The organism is Nocardioides sp. NPDC047086 (genome assembly GCF_040643685.1).
GTDB lineage: Bacteria > Actinomycetota > Actinomycetes > Propionibacteriales > Nocardioidaceae > Nocardioides.
The window spans coordinates 54,205-69,833 of record NZ_JBEYUV010000004.1 but is presented as its reverse complement, the minus strand read 5'-3'; the positions used below and the strand labels follow the sequence as shown (position 1 = coordinate 69,833).

Here is a 15,629-nt window from a genome sequence, read left to right as displayed (position 1 = left end):
GGCAAATCTCGATCTCGGGTCAGGAGGTGCTGACCTTCTTCCGCGCCGCGGTCTTCTTCGCTGCGGTCTTCTTCGCCGTCGTCTTGGTCGGAGCGGCCTTCGCCTTCACCGGCTTGTCCGGCGGCTGCTCGGCGGCCTTGCCGTCGAGCAGCGGGGCGAGGAAGCCACCGGTGTGGCTGCCGGGGGTCGCCGCGACGGTCTCGGGAGTGCCCTCCGCGATCACCGTGCCACCGCGGTTGCCACCCTCCGGGCCCATGTCGATGAGCCAGTCGGCGGTCTTGATCACATCGAGGTTGTGCTCGATCACGAGCACGGTGTTGCCCTTGTCGACCAGTGAGGACAGCACGCCGATGAGCTTGCGGATGTCTTCGAAGTGGAGGCCGGTGGTGGGCTCGTCGAGGACGTAGAGGGTCTTGCCGGTCGAGCGCTTCTGCAGCTCGGCGGAGAGCTTGACCCGCTGCGCCTCACCGCCCGACAGGGTGGTCGCGGGCTGGCCCAGCCGCACGTAGCCCAGGCCGACCTCGACCAGGGTCTTCATGTGGCGCGCGATCGCTGGGACCGCGGCGAAGAACTCGACCGCCTCCTCGATCGGCATGTCGAGCACCTCGGCGATCGACTTGCCCTTGTAGTGGACCTCGAGCGTCTCGCGGTTGTAGCGCGCGCCGTGGCAGACCTCGCACGGGACGTACACGTCCGGCAGGAAGTTCATCTCGATCTTGATCGTGCCGTCGCCGGAGCAGGCCTCGCAGCGGCCACCCTTGACGTTGAACGAGAACCGGCCCTGCAGGTAGCCCCGCATCTTGGCCTCCGGGGTGGAGGCGAAGAGCTTGCGGATGTGGTCGAAGACGCCGGTGTAGGTGGCCGGGTTGGACCGCGGCGTACGCCCGATCGGGGACTGGTCGACGTGGATCACCTTGTCGACGTTGTCCAGGCCGGAGATCTTGGTGTGCCGGCCCGGAACGGTGCGAGCGCGGTAGAACTCCTTGGCCAGCGCGGTGTAGAGGATGTCGTTGACGAGCGTCGACTTGCCCGAGCCGGAGACGCCGGTGACCGCGAGGAAGAGCCCCAGCGGGAAGGTGACGTCGATGTCCTTGAGGTTGTTCTCCTTGGCACCGTGGACCGTCAGTTCGCGCCCGGCGGTGCGGGGGCGGCGAACGGCCGGGACAGCGATCTCGCGGCGACCCGCCAGATACTGACCGGTCACCGACTGCTCGTTGGCGAGCAGCTCCTCGACCGTGCCGGAGTGGATCACCTGGCCGCCGTGCTCGCCGGCGCCGGGGCCGATGTCGACGACCCAGTCGGCGACCTTGATGGTGTCCTCGTCGTGCTCGACGACGATCAGGGTGTTGCCGAGCCGCTTGAGCCGCTCGAGGGTCTCGATCAACCGGTGGTTGTCGCGCTGGTGGAGGCCGATGGACGGCTCGTCCAGCACGTAGAGGACGCCGACCAGACCGGACCCGATCTGGGTGGCCAGCCGGATCCGCTGGGCCTCACCGCCGGAGAGCGAGCCCGAGGGCCGCTCCAGGGAGAGATAGTCGAGGCCGACGTCGAGCAGGAAGCGCAGCCGCGCCTGGATCTCCTTGAGCACCTGCTCGGCGATCTGCCGCTCCCGGCCGCTGAGCTCGACCGTGTCGAGCCACTCGGCGGCCTCGTTGATCGGCAGCGCGCACAGCTCGGCGATGTTGAGGCCGCCCTCGCTCCGCTCCCCCAGCGTCACCGAGGTGGAGACGGGCTTGAGCCGGGTGCCCTTGCAGGTCGGGCACGGCACCTGCCGCATGTAGCCCTCGAAGCGCTCCCGGGTGGTGTCGGACTCGGCTTCCTTGTGGCGTCGCTCCACCCACCGGCGTACGCCCTCGAACTCCGCGTCGTAGGAACGGCGGCGGCCGTAGCGGTTGACCGAGACCACGTGCACCTTGCGTCCGTGACCGTCGAGGATCGCCTTCTGCCCGGCGGCCGGGATGTCTTCCCAGGGCGTGTCCAGGTCGAAGCCGAGCTCACCGCCGAGCGCCTCCAGGAGGCGCAGGAAGTATTCGGCGACGTGGGCCTGGGACCAGGGCTGCAGCGCGCCCTCGGCGAGCGTGGCCTTCGGGTTGGGGACGACCAGCTCCGGGTCGACCTCCATCCGGGTGCCGAGGCCCGTGCAGGCCGGGCAGGCACCGAAGGGCGAGTTGAACGAGAACGACCGCGGCTCGAGCTCGTCGGTGTCGAGCAGGTGGTCGTTGGGGCACGACATCCGCTCGGAGAACTTCATCTGCTCGCCACTGTCGACGAAGTCGAAGACGACCAGACCGCCGGCCAGCTCCAGCGCGGTCTCGACCGAGTCGGTCAGCCGCCGCTTGGAGGACTCTTTGACCGCGAGCCGGTCGATGACCACCTCGATGGTGTGCTTCTTCTGCTTCTCCAGCTTCGGCGGCGCGTCGAGCTGGTAGGTCTCGCCGTCCACCCGCACCCGGGAGTACCCCTGCTGCTGCAGCTGGCTGAAGAGCTCGACGTACTCCCCCTTGCGGGCCCGGATCACCGGGCTCAGCACCTGGAAGCGGCGACCCTCCTCCAGCGCGAGCACGTGGTCGACGATCTGCTGCGGCGTCTGGCGCTCGATCGGCGCGCCACAGGTCGGGCAGTGCGGACGCCCGGCGCGGGCGTAGAGCAGACGCAGGTAGTCGTAGACCTCGGTGATGGTGCCCACCGTCGAGCGCGGGTTCTTCGAGGTCGACTTCTGGTCGATCGACACCGCCGGGGAGAGCCCCTCGATGAAGTCGACGTCGGGCTTGTCCATCTGACCGAGGAACTGTCGAGCGTACGCCGAGAGCGACTCGACATAGCGACGCTGGCCCTCCGCGAAGATGGTGTCGAACGCCAGGCTCGACTTACCACTTCCGGACAGGCCGGTGAACACGATCATCGAGTCCCGAGGCAGGTCGAGGGAGACGTCCTTCAGGTTGTGCTCCCGGGCTCCCCGGATGATCAGCTGCTGCTCCGCCACGTTCTTTCCTCGTCCAGTGCTATCGCATCGCGCTACCGCGTCGAACAGATGTTCGCATCATACGACGCCGGGAAGACTCCCAGATGGCACCCTCTCACGGAGCACCGACAATTTACTTCCAGCCGTGTCCGACGTGCTTGCATAGACGCATGAGCGATGCCCCTACCACTTATACAGGCGCGGTGAAACCGGGCGGCCCGGCCGACGTGCGCGAGCTCGGCCGGCTGACCGTCACGAAGGTCGCCGTCGACGCCCAGATGTCCAACAACTCCTACCTGCTGCGCTGCCGATCGACCGGCGAGCAGCTCCTCATCGACGCCGCGGCCGAGCCGGAGACCCTGCTTCCCCTCGTCGGCGAGAACCTGGCCACCGTCGTCACCACCCACCAGCACTGGGACCACCACCGAGCTCTGGCCGACATCACCGCCGCGACCGGCGCCACCACTCTCGCCGGCGAGCCCGACGCCGCCGCGATCACGGAGGCTACCGGCGTACCCGTCTCCCGCACCCTCTCCCACGGAGACACCGTCGCCGTCGGCGACTGCACCCTCGAGGTGATCGCGCTGCGCGGGCACACCCCCGGATCGGTCGCTCTCGTCTACCGCGACCCCGAGGGCACGCCTCACCTGTGGACCGGCGACAGCCTGTTCCCCGGCGGCGTCGGAAACACCCAGCAGGATCCCGTACGTTTCACCCAGCTGCTCGACGACGTGGAGGAGCGGATCTTCGCCACCCTCCCCGACGAGACCTGGTTCTACCCGGGCCACGGCGACGACTCCACGCTCGGCGCCGAGCGTCCCCACCTGGCCGAGTGGCGCGAGCGGGGCTGGTGACTACGGCTCCGTAGGCGGGGTCGCGGTCTCCGTAGGCGTCGGGTCCGTGGTCGGATCGACGGACTCGGTCGGCTCGGCGGTCGGCTCCGGGTCCGCCGTAAGCGTGGGCCCGGAGGTGGGCGTCGAGCCACCGGTCTCGGCGGGCTCCTCCGGCTCACGCGACGCCCTCGGCCGGTCCTGGCCGCCGGCCGTCGTGGGCTCGGTCTCCCCCGGCTCGTACGTCGTTCCGTCTCGATAGGGCCCCGGGCCGTGCGGACGCACGGTCGAGCCGGCGGAGGGCTCCTTCGACGGCCTCGCGGCGGGCAGGGGCGGCAGCGGATCCACATCGGGATAGGCGTTCCCGATGTCCTCGACACCCGTGCCCGGGTCGCGATCGGGTCGCTCGGCCTGCGCCAGGCCGGCGAGAAGGACCACCACCCCGAGTCCGGTCATGACCGCGCCGGTCAGGATGCCTGCCACGGCGACCTGCTTGCTCTGCAACTCGACTCCCTGTACCCGCCCCGCGCCTGGTGTGGCGCACAGCGTAGGGCAGCGAGGCCTCGAGCGTTACCCTCCCCGGGGCATCGAGTTCGGCCCTCGCGGAGCCCGGGTCAGTCGGTCGGGCTCTCGCTCGGCGACTCGCTGGGCTCGCTCGGCGACTCGGTCGGCTCGCTCGGCGACTCACTGGGCTCGCTCGGCGACTCGCTCGGGTCGCTGGGGCTCTCGCTCGGCGACTCGCTGGGCTCGCTCGGCGAGGCCGTCGGCCTACCCGACGGCCGCTGCTCCGACGGCACCTGCGTGGGTCGCGCCGGGACCGGAGAAACCGATCCAGCGGCCGACTCCTCGACCGAGCGCGGGCTCGCCGGGACCGGTTCGGCGACCTCGGGATCCTGGCTCTCGGGACCCATCTGGCTGGGCGGACCGGCCTGCGACGGCGTCGAGGACGACTTCTCCAGCGGCGCCACCGGCGAGACCGGTGAGATCAGGCTGATCCCGGACTCGTCCGTGGCGTAGCTGTGCCCCGGCTCCTCCGCCCCGGCGTTGCCGACGATCAGGCCACCGATCCCGATGCTCGTCATGGCCAGCCCCGTTGCCATTCCAGCCAAGGCGATCTGCTTGCGATGCAACACGATTCCCCCGTGATACCAACGACTCGACAAGTTCTCTGATCGTGCACAGTAGACCCACAAAGATCGAAACTGTGCGACCACTATCGGGGTGTCGGGGCCCGCTGGCAAGTCCCCATCATCTATCGTTCGACCGATATAACCCCTGGTAAGGGGTCTGTTCGCCGGGCGCGAACGCCCGGTCCGGGCCTCGTGTGGAGCGCTAGTGTGTTGGCATGGGCGAAGTGATCAGGTTTCCCGGCCATCCGTTGCCGGACCGCGACAGACCGGCGCCGCTGTGGCGTGAGGCCGCCGGCCAGGCGATCCGCGAGGAGCGGTCCCGCCAGGAGCGCACGCTTGCCGATGTCGCCGGTGATGCCGGTGTCTCGACGCAATATCTCTCCGAGATCGAGCGCGGCCGCAAGGAGCCCAGCTCCGAGGTGCTCGAGGCGGTCGGCGGCGCGCTCGGCCTCGGCCTCGGCGACCTCACCGAGCGGGTCACCCGCACGCTGCGCGCGGGCGCCCGCCCCTCCGGCCCCCTGGCCCTCGCCGCCTGAGCCTCAGACCGAGGTGAGCTTGCGGCTCTCCAGGACCGCGTCCACCAGCCCGTACGCCACCGCCTCCTCGGCTCCGAGGACGAGGTCCCGCTCGGTGTCGGCATGGATCTGGTCGGTGCCGTGACCGGTGTGGCGTGCCAGCAGCGCGTCCATCTCGGCCCGCACCCGGCCGATCTCCTTCGCCGCGACCTGCAGGTCGGTGACATCGCCCCGCTGACCGTCCTGGCCCGGCTGCTGCAGCACGACCCGCGCGTGCGGCAGGACCGTACGCCGCCCCGGGTCCCCGGCGGCCAGCAGCACCGCCGCGGAGCCCGCCGCCTGGCCCACGCAGGTGGTCGCGACCGGTGAGCGCAGGAACTGCATCGTGTCGTATATGCCGAACATCGCGGTCGGGTCGCCGCCCGGAGAGTTGAGATAGAGCTCGATCTGCGTGTCGGGCGCGTCCGACTCCAGGTGGATCAGCTGCGCGATCACCACGTTGGCGACACCGTCGTCGATCGGCGTACCGAGATAGACGATCCGGTCGGAGAGCAGGCGACTGTAGACATCGAGCGCCCGCTCGCCGCGCGGGGTCTTCTCGACGACCGAGGGAATCGTGTACGAGCTCATCGGGTCGCCCCCGCCGAGGAGAGACCGAAGGCGGCGCTGCGCTGCTGGACCGGCGTCACCGACTGCACGTCGTTGAGCACCTCGTCCACAAACCCGTACTCGCGCGCCTCCTCGGCGTTGAACCACCGGTCGCGCAGCGAGTCGTGGTCGATCTGCTCGGGGCTCTGACCGGTGTGTGCCGCGGTGATCCGCAGCATCTGCTCGGTCATCCGCGCCAGCCGCGCGGCCTGCACCTCGATGTCGGCCGCGGAGCCACCGATCCCCGCGGATCCCTTGTGCAGCAGCACCTCGGTGTGCGGCAGGACGTAGCGCTTGCCCGGGGTGCCCGCGGTGAGCAGGAACTGCCCCATGCTGGCCGCCATCCCCATCCCCAGCGTGGAGACGTCGTTCGGGATCAGGTGCATCACGTCGTAGATCGCCATCCCGGCCGTCACCGAACCGCCGGGCGAGTTGACGTAGAGGGAGATATCGCGGTGCGGGTCCTCGGCACTGAGCAGGAGCAGCTGTGCGCAGATCCGGTTGGCGATCGCGTCGTCCACCTCCTGGCCGAGCACGATGATCCTCTGGTTCTGCAGTCGCGCCGTGAGCTGCTCGTCGAGCGGCCCGGCCGTGATGGGTGTCTGGGTCATGCCTTCGACTCTGAAGGACTCCCCCACGGCGTACCAGCGAATCTGCCGCAGGCAGATCTGCCCAGAGCAGAAGCACACCGACCCGATAGGTTGCCGTCGTGCGCTGCGTGATTCTCGACGACTATCAGGACGTGGCCCGGAAGTACGCCGCGTGGGACTCCCTAGAAGGCGTCGAGGTGACCTCGCTGACCGAGCACCTCGCGCCGGACGCCCTCGTCCGCGCGCTGAAGCGTGCCGAGATCGTGGTGGCGATGCGGGAGCGTACGCCGTTCCCGGCGGCTCTCCTGGAACGACTGCCGGACCTGAAGCTGCTGGTCACGACCGGGATGCGCAACGCCTCGATCGACCTCGAGGCAGCGGCCCGGCTGGGGGTCACCGTGTGCGGCACCCCGTCGAGCCCGCACCCTCCGGTCGAGCTGACCTGGGCGCTGATCCACGCGCTCACCCGCCACATCGTCACCGAGGCGACCGGCCACACCTGGCAGCGGACCGTCGGGAGCGATCTCCACGGCCGGACCCTGGGCCTGCTCGGTCTCGGCAAGATCGGCGCCCGGGTCGCGGCCGTCGGGCAGGCGTTCGGGATGGACGTGATCGCTTGGAGCCCCCACCTCACCGCCGAGCGCGCCGAGCCGCTCGGGGTGCGCGCGGTCGACAGGGCCACCCTGTTCGGGACCAGCGACATCGTCTCGATCCATCTCGTCCTGTCCGAGACCACGCGCCACCTCGTCGGACATGCCGACCTGGCCTCGATGAAGCCGACCGCCCACCTGGTCAACACCTCGCGCGCCGGGCTGGTCGACACCGAGGCGCTCGTCGCGCACCTCGGCTCCGGCACGATCGCCGGAGCAGGGCTGGACGTCTTCGACGTCGAGCCGCTTCCCGCCGACGACGTGCTTCGCCACCTCCCCAACGTGGTCGCGACCCCGCACCTCGGCTACGTCACCGAGGACAACTACCGCCGCTTCTACGGTGGCGCCGTCGAGGACATCGCCGCCTGGCTGGCCGGCGACCCGATCCGCTTGCTGGCGGCCACGGGCGACTGATCAGTCGAAGCGGCGGACGTACGGCGTGGTGGTGCCGACCTTGATCAGCCCCGAACGCTCCAGGATCGGCCGGGAGAACTCGGTCGAGTCGCTGTGGATGTAGCGCTTGCCGAGCGCGATGGCGGTGCGGGCCCGGGCGGCGGTCAGGGCGCGGTAGATGCCTCGGCCTCGCCAGCTCGCCAACGTCGCTCCGCCCCAGATGCCGGCGAACTCCGTGCCCGCGACCGGGTCGAGACGGCCGGCGCTGACGATCTCGCCGTCCGCCTCGGCCACCCACATCTCGCTCTCCCCCGCCGCGAGCCGGCGCACCAGGTCCTCCAGCCGTCCCTCCGAGGTCGGTGAGCCGAAGACGCCGTCCTGCATGATGCCCGCGGCGCGTACGTCCTCCGCGCTGGTGATCGAGCGCAGGCCGACCCCGTCGGGCAGCGGGACGTCGACGGCGAGGAGGCGGGCCTCGCCGACCATGATCGACTCGGGATCCTCCGGCGCGAAGCCGTGCCGCACCAAGATCTCGTGCAGCCCCGGAGCGACATCGTGGCCGCGGGTCTTCCACTCGACCTCCTCGATCGCGGGGTCGGCATCGAAGTGCGCCACCGCCGCCGCGACCAGCGCCTCGATCCCGGCCTCGTCGGCCCCATCGAGGTCCTGGTAGGAGATGAAGCCCCGCCCACCGTCGAAGGTGATCAGCCGCAGCGGCCCGTGCCGGGACACCGACACCGCCCCGGGAGTCTCGGCATCGGTTCGCAGCTGCTCGTCATAGGCCTTCAGCACGGCGAGAAACCTACGCCGAACTCTGTCGCGAAAGCATGTAGTTATCCGGCGACCGGCTCCGTTCCCCTCATGAATGGCGCTCACATGGGGCGCCCGAAGTGGAAGGGTGAGGACATGCCTCGCTACCTGATGATCCTCGACTACCAAGGCGGCAACGACGAGACTCCCGGCGGGATGGCCGGGTGGAAGCCGGAGGAGGTGCAGGGTCACATGAGCTACTACGAAGCGCTCAACAAGGCCCTGACCGAGTCCGGCGAGCTGGTGCACGTCGAGGCGCTGACACCGCCGGACCAGGCGTTCGTGGTGACCTCGGACGGCACCGACAAGACCGTCACCGACGGGCCGTTCCAGGAGTTCAAGGAGTGGGTCGCCGGCTACATGATCATCGACGCAGAGACCCGGGAGCGCGCGCTGGAGATCGCCGGGCTCTACTCCGCCGCCCCCGGCCCGGGCGGCCGGCCGATCGAGCAGCCGATCCAGGTGCGTCGGATGTACCACGGCACCGACGGCTCCTCGGTCGATGACACCATCGCCTTCGGCGAGGCGAGCATCGAGTGACCACGGCGATGCCCGACGACCTGCTGCGTGACCTCACGCCGCAGGTCGTCGCCGTCGTCACCCGGCGCAGCGGCGACTTCGACACCGCCGAGGACGCGGTCCAGGAGGCGCTGGTCGAGGCCGCACGCACCTGGCCGGAGCGCGGCGTCCCGGAGAACCCCCGCGGCTGGCTGATCGCGACCGCGATGCACCGCCTGGTCGACGCCAAGCGCAGCGAGTCGCGGCGTCGTGACCGCGAACGGGCCGACCATCTCGCCGAGCCCGAGGGTCAGGAGGCGTACGCAGCGGACCCGACCGCTTCGGGCTCCGCCTCCACGGACGACTCCCTCGACGTACTCCTGCTCTGCTGCCATCCCAGCCTCACCCCGGCCTCGGCGGTGGCGCTGACCCTGCGGGCGGTCGGCGGGCTCACCACCCGGGAGATCGCGCACGCCTATCTCGTCCCGGAGAAGACGATGGCGCAGCGGATCTCCCGGGCCAAGGCGACGATCAAGGGACGCTCGCTCGGGATCGACGGCGCCGCCGACCTCGCCGCGCGGATCCCGGCGATGATGAAGGTGTTCTACCTGCTCTTCAACGAGGGGTACGTCGCGACCGAGGGCGATCACCTGCAGCGGGTCGACCTGTGTGCCGAGGCGATCCGGCTGACCCGCCTGGCCCGCACCGCGCTCGCCCGGATGACGGGGAGCGCCCACGGCGAGCTCGGTGGACTGCTGGCGCTGATGCTGCTGCTCGACGCCCGCCGGCCCGCCCGGGTCGACGCCCATGGGGCGGTGGTGCCTCTGGCCGACCAGGACCGGAGCCGGTGGCGCCGCGAGGCCACCCGGGAGGGCGTCGCGCTGGTCGACACCGTCATCGGCACCGGCCGTCCCGGCCCCTACCAGATCCAGGCGGCCATCGCCGCGCTCCACAATCGCGCGGCCTCCGCGGAGGAGACCGACTGGCTGCAGATCACCGCGCTCTACGGACTGCTGGAGAAGGTCGCACCCGGGCCGATCGTGACGCTCAACAAGGCCGTCGCGGTCGGGTACGCCGACGGCCCGGGACCCGCGCTCGCCCTGCTCGACCAGCTCGTGCGCGAGACGGGCGACGGCTTCGGCGACCATCCTCGGGTGCCTGCCGTGCGGGCTCATCTGCACGAGCTCGCCGGTGATCTGGAGGGTGCGGCTGCGGCGTACGACCTCGCCTCGGCGCGGGCGACGAACCTCGCCGAGCGGCGTTTCCTGACCTCGAAGGCGGCGGCGCTGCGGGATGCTCGCTCCTGAGTTCTACTGAGAACGGTTCTCAGGATAGTCTGTGCCTGTGATCGAACTGCGCACGCCGACCCAGATCGAGCAGATGAAGCCCGCCGGCCGATTCGTGGCCGATGTCCTGACCGCACTCCGCGAGCACGCCGCCGTGGGTGTGAACCTGCTCGAGCTCGACGAGCTGGCGCACAAGATGATCAAGGACCGCGGCGCGGAGTCCTGCTACATCGACTACCACCCGAGCTTCGGCGCGATGCCGTTCGGCAAGGTGCTCTGCACCTCGGTCAACGACGGCGTGCTGCACGGCCTGCCCTTCGACTACAAGCTCCAGGACGGCGACCTGCTCAGCGTCGACTTCGCGGCCAGCGTCGACGGCTGGGTCTCCGACTCGGCCCTCTCCGTGGTCGTCGGCACGCCCCGCCAGGAGGACCTCGACCTGATCGAGACCACCACCCAGGCGCTCGCCGCCGGCATCGACGCCGCGCGCGTCGGCAACAAGGTCGGCGACATCTCCCACGCGATCGCGGGCGTCGCGCGTGCGAAGGGTCTCAAGATCAACACCCAGTTCGGTGGCCATGGCGTCGGCCGCACCATGCACGGCGACCCGCACATCGCCAACGACGGTCGTCCCGGCCGCGGCTTCAAGCTGCAGCCCGGTCTGGTCATCGCGATCGAGCCGTGGTTCCTGCACACCACCGACGAGATCTTCACCGACCCCGACGGCTGGACCCTGCGCAGCGCCGACGGTTCCCGCGGGGCCCACATGGAGCACACCGTCGCGATCACCGAGGACGGGCCCCTCATCCTCACCGCGCGCGACTGACGTACGAACGAACGACGGCGGCGCCCCCGCTCCCACGAAGGGAGCGGGGGCGCCGCTCTGCTCGACCTACGACAGGTTCACTGCCGTGTCATCGATCAGGAAGCTCGTCCCGAGGGAGGAGTCCTCCGTACCGGTGAAGGTGAGGGTGAGCGTCGAGCCCGCCTGACCGCTGAGGCTGATCGACTTCTGGACGTAGCCCGAACCCTTGTCGAGGTTCGAGTAGGTGGCCAGGGTGGTGGACCCGGCCTTGACCGTCAGCTTGTCGTACGCCGAGGTCGTGGTCGTCTCATCGGAGTCGACGTAGAGCCAGAACGTCAGCGTCGCCGCACATCCCGACGGGATGGTGACCGACTGCGACAGCGTGTCGGTGTGGGTGCTGCCGTAGCCGTTCAGCCAGGCCTTGTACGACCCGGAGTGCGCCGGAGCGCTGGTCGAGCTGTCGATCACGCCCGAAGAGGCGGTCCAGCCGGTCGCACCGGACTCGAAGCCCGGGTTGGTCAGCTTCTGGCCCGAGCAGGTGCCACCACCGGTGCCGGAGACGGTGAAGGTGAACTGCACCGAGCCGGTCACGCCGGCCGAGTCCGTCGCGGTGACGGTCGGGGTGAAGGTGCCGGCCGTGGTCGGCGTACCCGAGACGGTGCCCGAGGTCGAGATCGAGATCCCGGCCGGCAGGCCGGTGGCCGTGTAGGTGTAGGGCGAGGTGCCACCGGAGGCCGTGACCGCGAAGGACGAGATCGCGGTGCCGACCGTGCCGGACCTGGAGCCCGGCGAGGCCACCGTGACGGGGCTGCTGCCGCCGCCCGGGGTGCAGGTCGGGTCGCCGGTCTGGGCCGGGACCGAGACGGCGTTCCAGGCGGCCTTGACCGCGTTGAACTCGGTGCAGGTCGTGGTGCCGTACAGGTTCTTGGCCGCGGTGAGCGTCCAGGTGCGGTACTTCAGGTACGACGACGACGAGGTCTTCAGCAGCATCGCGTTGTACATGATCTTCATCGCCTTCTGGATCCCGACACCGGCGACGGCGGAGGAATTGCAGGTCGGCGAGGTCGGCTGGCCGTTCGTCGGGTTGGAGCCCTCGGCGAGCAGGTAGAACCAGTGGTTGCCCGGTCCGGCGGCGGCGTGGACCTCGTCGCCCGGCGTCGAGGACGAGTAGCAGTTGTCGTCGCCGACCAGCGAGGGGTTGTACATGTTGCGGATCGGTCCGGCGCCCACCAGGTCGACCTCCTCACCGACGGTGTAGTCGGGGGTGTCGTTGGCGCTCTGGTTGTCGTACCACTCGGTCGCCGCGCCGAAGGTGTCGGCGACGAACTCCTGGGTGTTGCCACCCGAGATCCCACCTGGGGTGTGGTCGTCGATGCCGTGCCCGAACTCGTGGGCGACGACGTCGAGCGAGCCGATCCAGCGCGACCCGGACTGCGAGTGGCCGATCTGCACCTGGGTGCCGTCGTAGTAGGCGTTCACGTCGTTGAGACCGACGCGGACCGGGAGCCAGCCGCCCGAGCCGTCCATGCCCGAGCGACCCAGCCACGAGGTCAGCATCCCCTTCTCCTGCTGGGCGGCGTAGAACGCGTCGACGCAGCCGGTCTCCCGGTTGGTCGGGTCGCCGTTGCCCCAGGAGTCGTCGGTGCCGGTGTAGGTCACGTTGCCGGTCGCGTTCTGGCACTTCAGGGTGGTGGCCGACGGATCCGTCAGCGAGTACGTGGAGCCGGAGAGCTGCGTCGAGATCGACACGGTCCCGGAGTAGCCCGAGCTGCCGGTGCCCTCGACGACGTGCTCCTCGGTGGAGAGCACCTTGCCGGTGGCGGCGTCGACGAAGACCGAGAGTCGCGAGGGCTTGCCCGCGCGGGTGCCGGTCACGATCGTCTCGTACGCCAGGTCCGACCCGGCCTCGCCCTGAACGATGACCAGCTCGGTCGACTCGACGGCAGGCCCCCTCACCTTGCCCTTGGCGACCGTCCGTGCTCGCGCCTCGGTGATCGCGGGCTTCGTGGTCGACACCTTGACCGGTGCGTCCTGGGCGACCGAGGTGCCCAGCAGGTTGCCCTCGGCGTCGGCCGCGACGACGAAGTCACCGCCGACGACGCGCAAGCCACGGTGGGTGCGGTCGTAGGAGACGTACTGCAGCCCGGAGGACTGGTACGTCCTCAGCCTGACCGCCTCGTCGGCGGCGCCGAGCTTCAGCGCCGCAGGGTCGGCAGCGACGAATGCCGCGGCCGACCTCTCCGCCTTGGTCCTGGCCTGTTTGCCGCTGACGACCGCGCGGCCGTCGTCGGTCTCCTGGGATGCCACGGTGCCCTTGCCGGGCTTGGGGTCGGTGGCCGCCTGCACGCCTGTGGGCATGCTGATGGCGGCCACTGCCGCGATGAGGGCCATGGTCAGGCCCTGCGCTACGCGTCTGTTGTTCACGCAGACTCTCCTTGAGCCGGCCCCGCCGAGGCGGAGCAGCCGATGCTGACTCATGGACAGTGGCGATCGGGCTCGGAGTCGGTCAATCAGGTTAGTGATTCATAACCGTGCAGTGCATCGAGTCGCTTTTACGACAACATATGAATACCCACGGGCACATACCGGATGCGTCAGTTTCGCATGTCGAGCCGGAGGCGTTCGCCTGCCACGGCCGGCCCGGGAAGAGGCCGTAAATAGAAGTCAGCCGCTGGCGTCTCGGGTCACCAGCGGCTGACAAGAAGAACGTTAGCCGACAGATCCACTTCTATGCAAGCACCTGCAATGCAAATGTGTGCAAATGGTTCCGACGGACCATGGAAACTGGCCCGACAAGGCTACTGACGCGGGTTCTTCGCGCGCTGCGTACGCCGCGCGTCGCGCTGTCGCCGCAGCCGGCGCACCAGGACGCCGTCGTAGGCGAGCGCCTCGGGCTTGTCGATCAGGTCGTTGACGGCACGGTGGTACTCGGCCGCGCTCATCCCGAGCTGCTCCCGGACCGCGTCGTCGCGGCCGGTGCCGGCCGACCACCAGGAGCGCTCGAAGTCGAGCAGTCGCTTCTCGTTCTCGGAAAGTCCCGGCTGCCCGTCGGCAGACCCGGGGCTGTGGGGCGCCTCGGTCATGCGTACATCATCCCAGGCGCGACGGGCGCCCTCGAATCCGCCACGCACCACCGTCTCGAACTACCGGGCATGGCCCGTTCGGGCTATCTTCATAAAAGTGCAGATCAACTCTTTGAAGCTCGCCGGAGCGTCCGCTAATCTCTTCCATGTCAGCCGCTGGTGACCCGAGACGCCAGCGGCTGACTTCTATTTTCGGCGGGTGTTTCAGCCGGCTAGGCGTCAGCGGTCTCCTCGCCGTGCGTCCCCGGCCGCGGCGCCCAGGGCAGCTCCCTCGCCGCTCGCACGACGACCAGCCGGTCCCCGCGCGACAGGGTGCCGACGACCGGGTCGAAGTAGCGGAAGACCTTCTCGTCGCGTACGACCGCGATCACCTGGTCGGCCAGCTGCTGCGGCTGCTTGCCGACCTCGTTGACCAGCAGGTCGCGCTCGGCGACCTCGAGGCCGATGCCGGAGTTGAGCAGGTCCTCCATGACCGAGCCCAGGGTCGGCGAGATGGTGGAGAGGCCCATCAGCCGGCCGACCGCGTCCGCGGAGGTGATCACCGAGTCGGCTCCGGACTGCTTCATCAACGGCGCGTTCTCGCGCTCCCGGGCCGCGGCGACGATCCACGCCTCGGGGTTGATCTGCCGCACCGTCAGGATCGTGAGCACGTTGGAGTCGTCACGGTTGGTGGTGATGATGACCTGCTCCGCGTCCTTGACGCCCGCGCGCATCAGCACCTCGCGCCGGGTCGCGTCGCCGGTGACGACCGCGATCCCGTCGGAGTGGGCATCCGAGCGTGCCACCGGATCGGGGTCGACGACGACGAACTCCTCGGGGTCGGCACCGTTGCTGAGCAGCGTCTCCACAGCGCTGCGGCCCTTGGTGCCGTAGCCCACGACGACGATGTGCTGGGACATCTTCTTCCTCCAGCGAGCGACTCGGATGAGGTCACGGCCCTGCTTGGTGAGGACCTCGAGAGTGGTGCCGATCAGCAGCACCAGGAAGGCGATGCGGGCCGGCGTGATGATGAACGCGTTGATCATCCGCGCATGTGCCTCGACCGGGGCGATGTCGCCGTAGCCGGTCGTGCTCAGGGTCACCGTCGTGTAGTAGATCGCGTCGATCAGGCTGATCTGACCCGTGGGATCGTTGTTGTCGGCGTACGCATCGCGGTCGATGTAGACCAGCAGGACGGTGCCGACCAGGATCGCCAGCGCGGCCAGCAGCCGCCGCCCGAGCTGCCACCACGGCGACCGCACCGTCTCAGGAAGAGCGATCTGCTCGACACCGGCCCACCTCGGGGCATATGCAGATGTCTCGGACACATCTCCGACCCTATCCGCCGTCCTCCACGGTCCGCCGCATGAGTGCCTCCGACATCCGCCGTGTCACCGACCGACACCGGGAAACACGAACGGGCGTCATGCCTGCAAGGAGACATGACGCC

The 15,629-nt window shown here is 69.5% G+C and carries 15 protein-coding genes; 6 read left to right on the top strand and 9 right to left on the bottom strand.

The annotated features are described in order from the left end of the window. Positions 1 to 19 precede the first annotated feature (19 nt). Positions 20 to 2,983 carry an excinuclease ABC subunit UvrA gene (gene uvrA / locus ABZ796_RS04665; protein ID WP_357334994.1) on the bottom strand — a complete coding sequence of 988 codons (2,964 nt, stop codon included), beginning with the start codon at positions 2,981 to 2,983 and terminating at the stop codon, positions 20 to 22. Between the two features lie 149 nt (positions 2,984 to 3,132). On the opposite strand from uvrA, the gene ABZ796_RS04660 reads away from it, so the two are divergent. Then, positions 3,133 to 3,816: an MBL fold metallo-hydrolase gene (locus ABZ796_RS04660; protein WP_357334993.1), complete on the top strand. Its 684-nt coding sequence runs from the start codon at positions 3,133 to 3,135 to the stop codon at positions 3,814 to 3,816. Here the strand turns inward: ABZ796_RS04660 and ABZ796_RS04655 are convergent, their stop codons facing one another. Continuing rightward, a complete protein-coding gene (locus tag ABZ796_RS04655) occupies positions 3,817 to 4,296 on the bottom strand; it encodes a hypothetical protein (RefSeq protein WP_357334991.1) in 480 nt (159 codons plus the stop codon). 110 nt (positions 4,297 to 4,406) lie between these two features. Then, entirely contained in the window at positions 4,407 to 4,874 is a 468-nt protein-coding gene (locus ABZ796_RS04650) for a hypothetical protein (protein ID WP_357334990.1), read from the bottom strand. 263 nt (positions 4,875 to 5,137) lie between these two features. On the opposite strand from ABZ796_RS04650, the gene ABZ796_RS04645 reads away from it, so the two are divergent. Continuing rightward, positions 5,138 to 5,458 carry a helix-turn-helix transcriptional regulator gene (locus tag ABZ796_RS04645; protein ID WP_357334989.1) on the top strand — a complete coding sequence of 107 codons (321 nt, stop codon included), beginning with the start codon at positions 5,138 to 5,140 and terminating at the stop codon, positions 5,456 to 5,458. A 3-nt stretch (positions 5,459 to 5,461) separates the two neighbouring features. On the opposite strand, the gene ABZ796_RS04640 is transcribed toward ABZ796_RS04645, so the two are convergent. Then, on the bottom strand, positions 5,462 to 6,067 hold the full coding sequence (locus ABZ796_RS04640) for an ATP-dependent Clp protease proteolytic subunit (protein WP_357334988.1): 606 nt from the start codon (positions 6,065 to 6,067) through the stop codon (positions 5,462 to 5,464). Beyond that, entirely contained in the window at positions 6,064 to 6,696 is a 633-nt protein-coding gene (locus tag ABZ796_RS04635; RefSeq protein WP_357334987.1) for an ATP-dependent Clp protease proteolytic subunit, read from the bottom strand. The genes ABZ796_RS04640 and ABZ796_RS04635 overlap by 4 nt, the downstream gene beginning before the upstream one ends. 98 nt (positions 6,697 to 6,794) lie before the next feature. Here ABZ796_RS04635 and ABZ796_RS04630 point away from each other — a divergent pair, with 98 nt between their 5' ends. Then, a complete protein-coding gene (locus ABZ796_RS04630) occupies positions 6,795 to 7,739 on the top strand; it encodes a D-2-hydroxyacid dehydrogenase family protein (RefSeq protein ID WP_357334985.1) in 945 nt (314 codons plus the stop codon). Here the strand turns inward: ABZ796_RS04630 and ABZ796_RS04625 are convergent, their stop codons facing one another. Then, positions 7,740 to 8,510, bottom strand: coding sequence for a GNAT family N-acetyltransferase (locus tag ABZ796_RS04625; protein ID WP_357334983.1), 771 nt, complete (start codon positions 8,508 to 8,510; stop codon positions 7,740 to 7,742). Positions 8,511 to 8,594: 84 nt separating this feature from the next. Here ABZ796_RS04625 and ABZ796_RS04620 point away from each other — a divergent pair, with 84 nt between their 5' ends. From ABZ796_RS04620 to map, 3 genes are read left to right on the top strand one after another with little or no spacing between them, the layout of a single operon-like run. Beyond that, positions 8,595 to 9,068: a YciI family protein gene (locus ABZ796_RS04620; RefSeq protein WP_357334982.1), complete on the top strand. Its 474-nt coding sequence runs from the start codon at positions 8,595 to 8,597 to the stop codon at positions 9,066 to 9,068. After that, positions 9,065 to 10,333, top strand: coding sequence for a sigma-70 family RNA polymerase sigma factor (locus tag ABZ796_RS04615; RefSeq protein WP_357334981.1), 1,269 nt, complete (start codon positions 9,065 to 9,067; stop codon positions 10,331 to 10,333). The genes ABZ796_RS04620 and ABZ796_RS04615 overlap by 4 nt, the downstream gene beginning before the upstream one ends. A 37-nt stretch (positions 10,334 to 10,370) precedes the next feature. Beyond that, positions 10,371 to 11,138, top strand: coding sequence for a type I methionyl aminopeptidase (map, locus tag ABZ796_RS04610; protein WP_350659017.1), 768 nt, complete (start codon positions 10,371 to 10,373; stop codon positions 11,136 to 11,138). A 66-nt stretch (positions 11,139 to 11,204) separates the two neighbouring features. On the opposite strand, the gene ABZ796_RS04605 is transcribed toward map, so the two are convergent. The 3 genes from ABZ796_RS04605 to ABZ796_RS04595 all read right to left on the bottom strand — a co-directional run bounded on the left by ABZ796_RS04605 (position 11,205) and on the right by ABZ796_RS04595 (position 15,507). Continuing rightward, the gene (locus ABZ796_RS04605; protein ID WP_357334979.1) at positions 11,205 to 13,541 is read right to left on the bottom strand and encodes a M4 family metallopeptidase; all 2,337 of its coding nucleotides are present in this window, start codon (positions 13,539 to 13,541) and stop codon (positions 11,205 to 11,207) included. A 374-nt stretch (positions 13,542 to 13,915) separates the two neighbouring features. Then, a complete protein-coding gene (locus ABZ796_RS04600) occupies positions 13,916 to 14,200 on the bottom strand; it encodes a DUF3263 domain-containing protein (RefSeq protein WP_357334978.1) in 285 nt (94 codons plus the stop codon). A 212-nt stretch (positions 14,201 to 14,412) separates the two neighbouring features. Further along, positions 14,413 to 15,507 (bottom strand): potassium channel family protein, encoded by a 1,095-nt coding sequence (locus ABZ796_RS04595; protein ID WP_357334976.1) that lies wholly within the window; start codon positions 15,505 to 15,507, stop codon positions 14,413 to 14,415. Positions 15,508 to 15,629 lie beyond the last annotated feature (122 nt).

Excerpts from the sequence above, each read along its gene's own strand:
- ABZ796_RS04660 (WP_357334993.1), top strand. The coding sequence starts at position 3,133 with ATGAGCGATGCCCCTACCACTTATACAGGCGCGGTGAAACCGGGCGGC.
- ABZ796_RS04650 (WP_357334990.1), bottom strand. The coding sequence starts at position 4,874 with ATGACGAGCATCGGGATCGGTGGCCTGATCGTCGGCAACGCCGGGGCG.
- ABZ796_RS04645 (WP_357334989.1), top strand. The coding sequence starts at position 5,138 with ATGGGCGAAGTGATCAGGTTTCCCGGCCATCCGTTGCCGGACCGCGAC.
- ABZ796_RS04640 (WP_357334988.1), bottom strand. The coding sequence starts at position 6,067 with ATGAGCTCGTACACGATTCCCTCGGTCGTCGAGAAGACCCCGCGCGGC.
- ABZ796_RS04635 (WP_357334987.1), bottom strand. The coding sequence starts at position 6,696 with ATGACCCAGACACCCATCACGGCCGGGCCGCTCGACGAGCAGCTCACG.
- ABZ796_RS04620 (WP_357334982.1), top strand. The coding sequence starts at position 8,595 with ATGGGGCGCCCGAAGTGGAAGGGTGAGGACATGCCTCGCTACCTGATG.
- ABZ796_RS04600 (WP_357334978.1), bottom strand. The coding sequence starts at position 14,200 with ATGACCGAGGCGCCCCACAGCCCCGGGTCTGCCGACGGGCAGCCGGGA.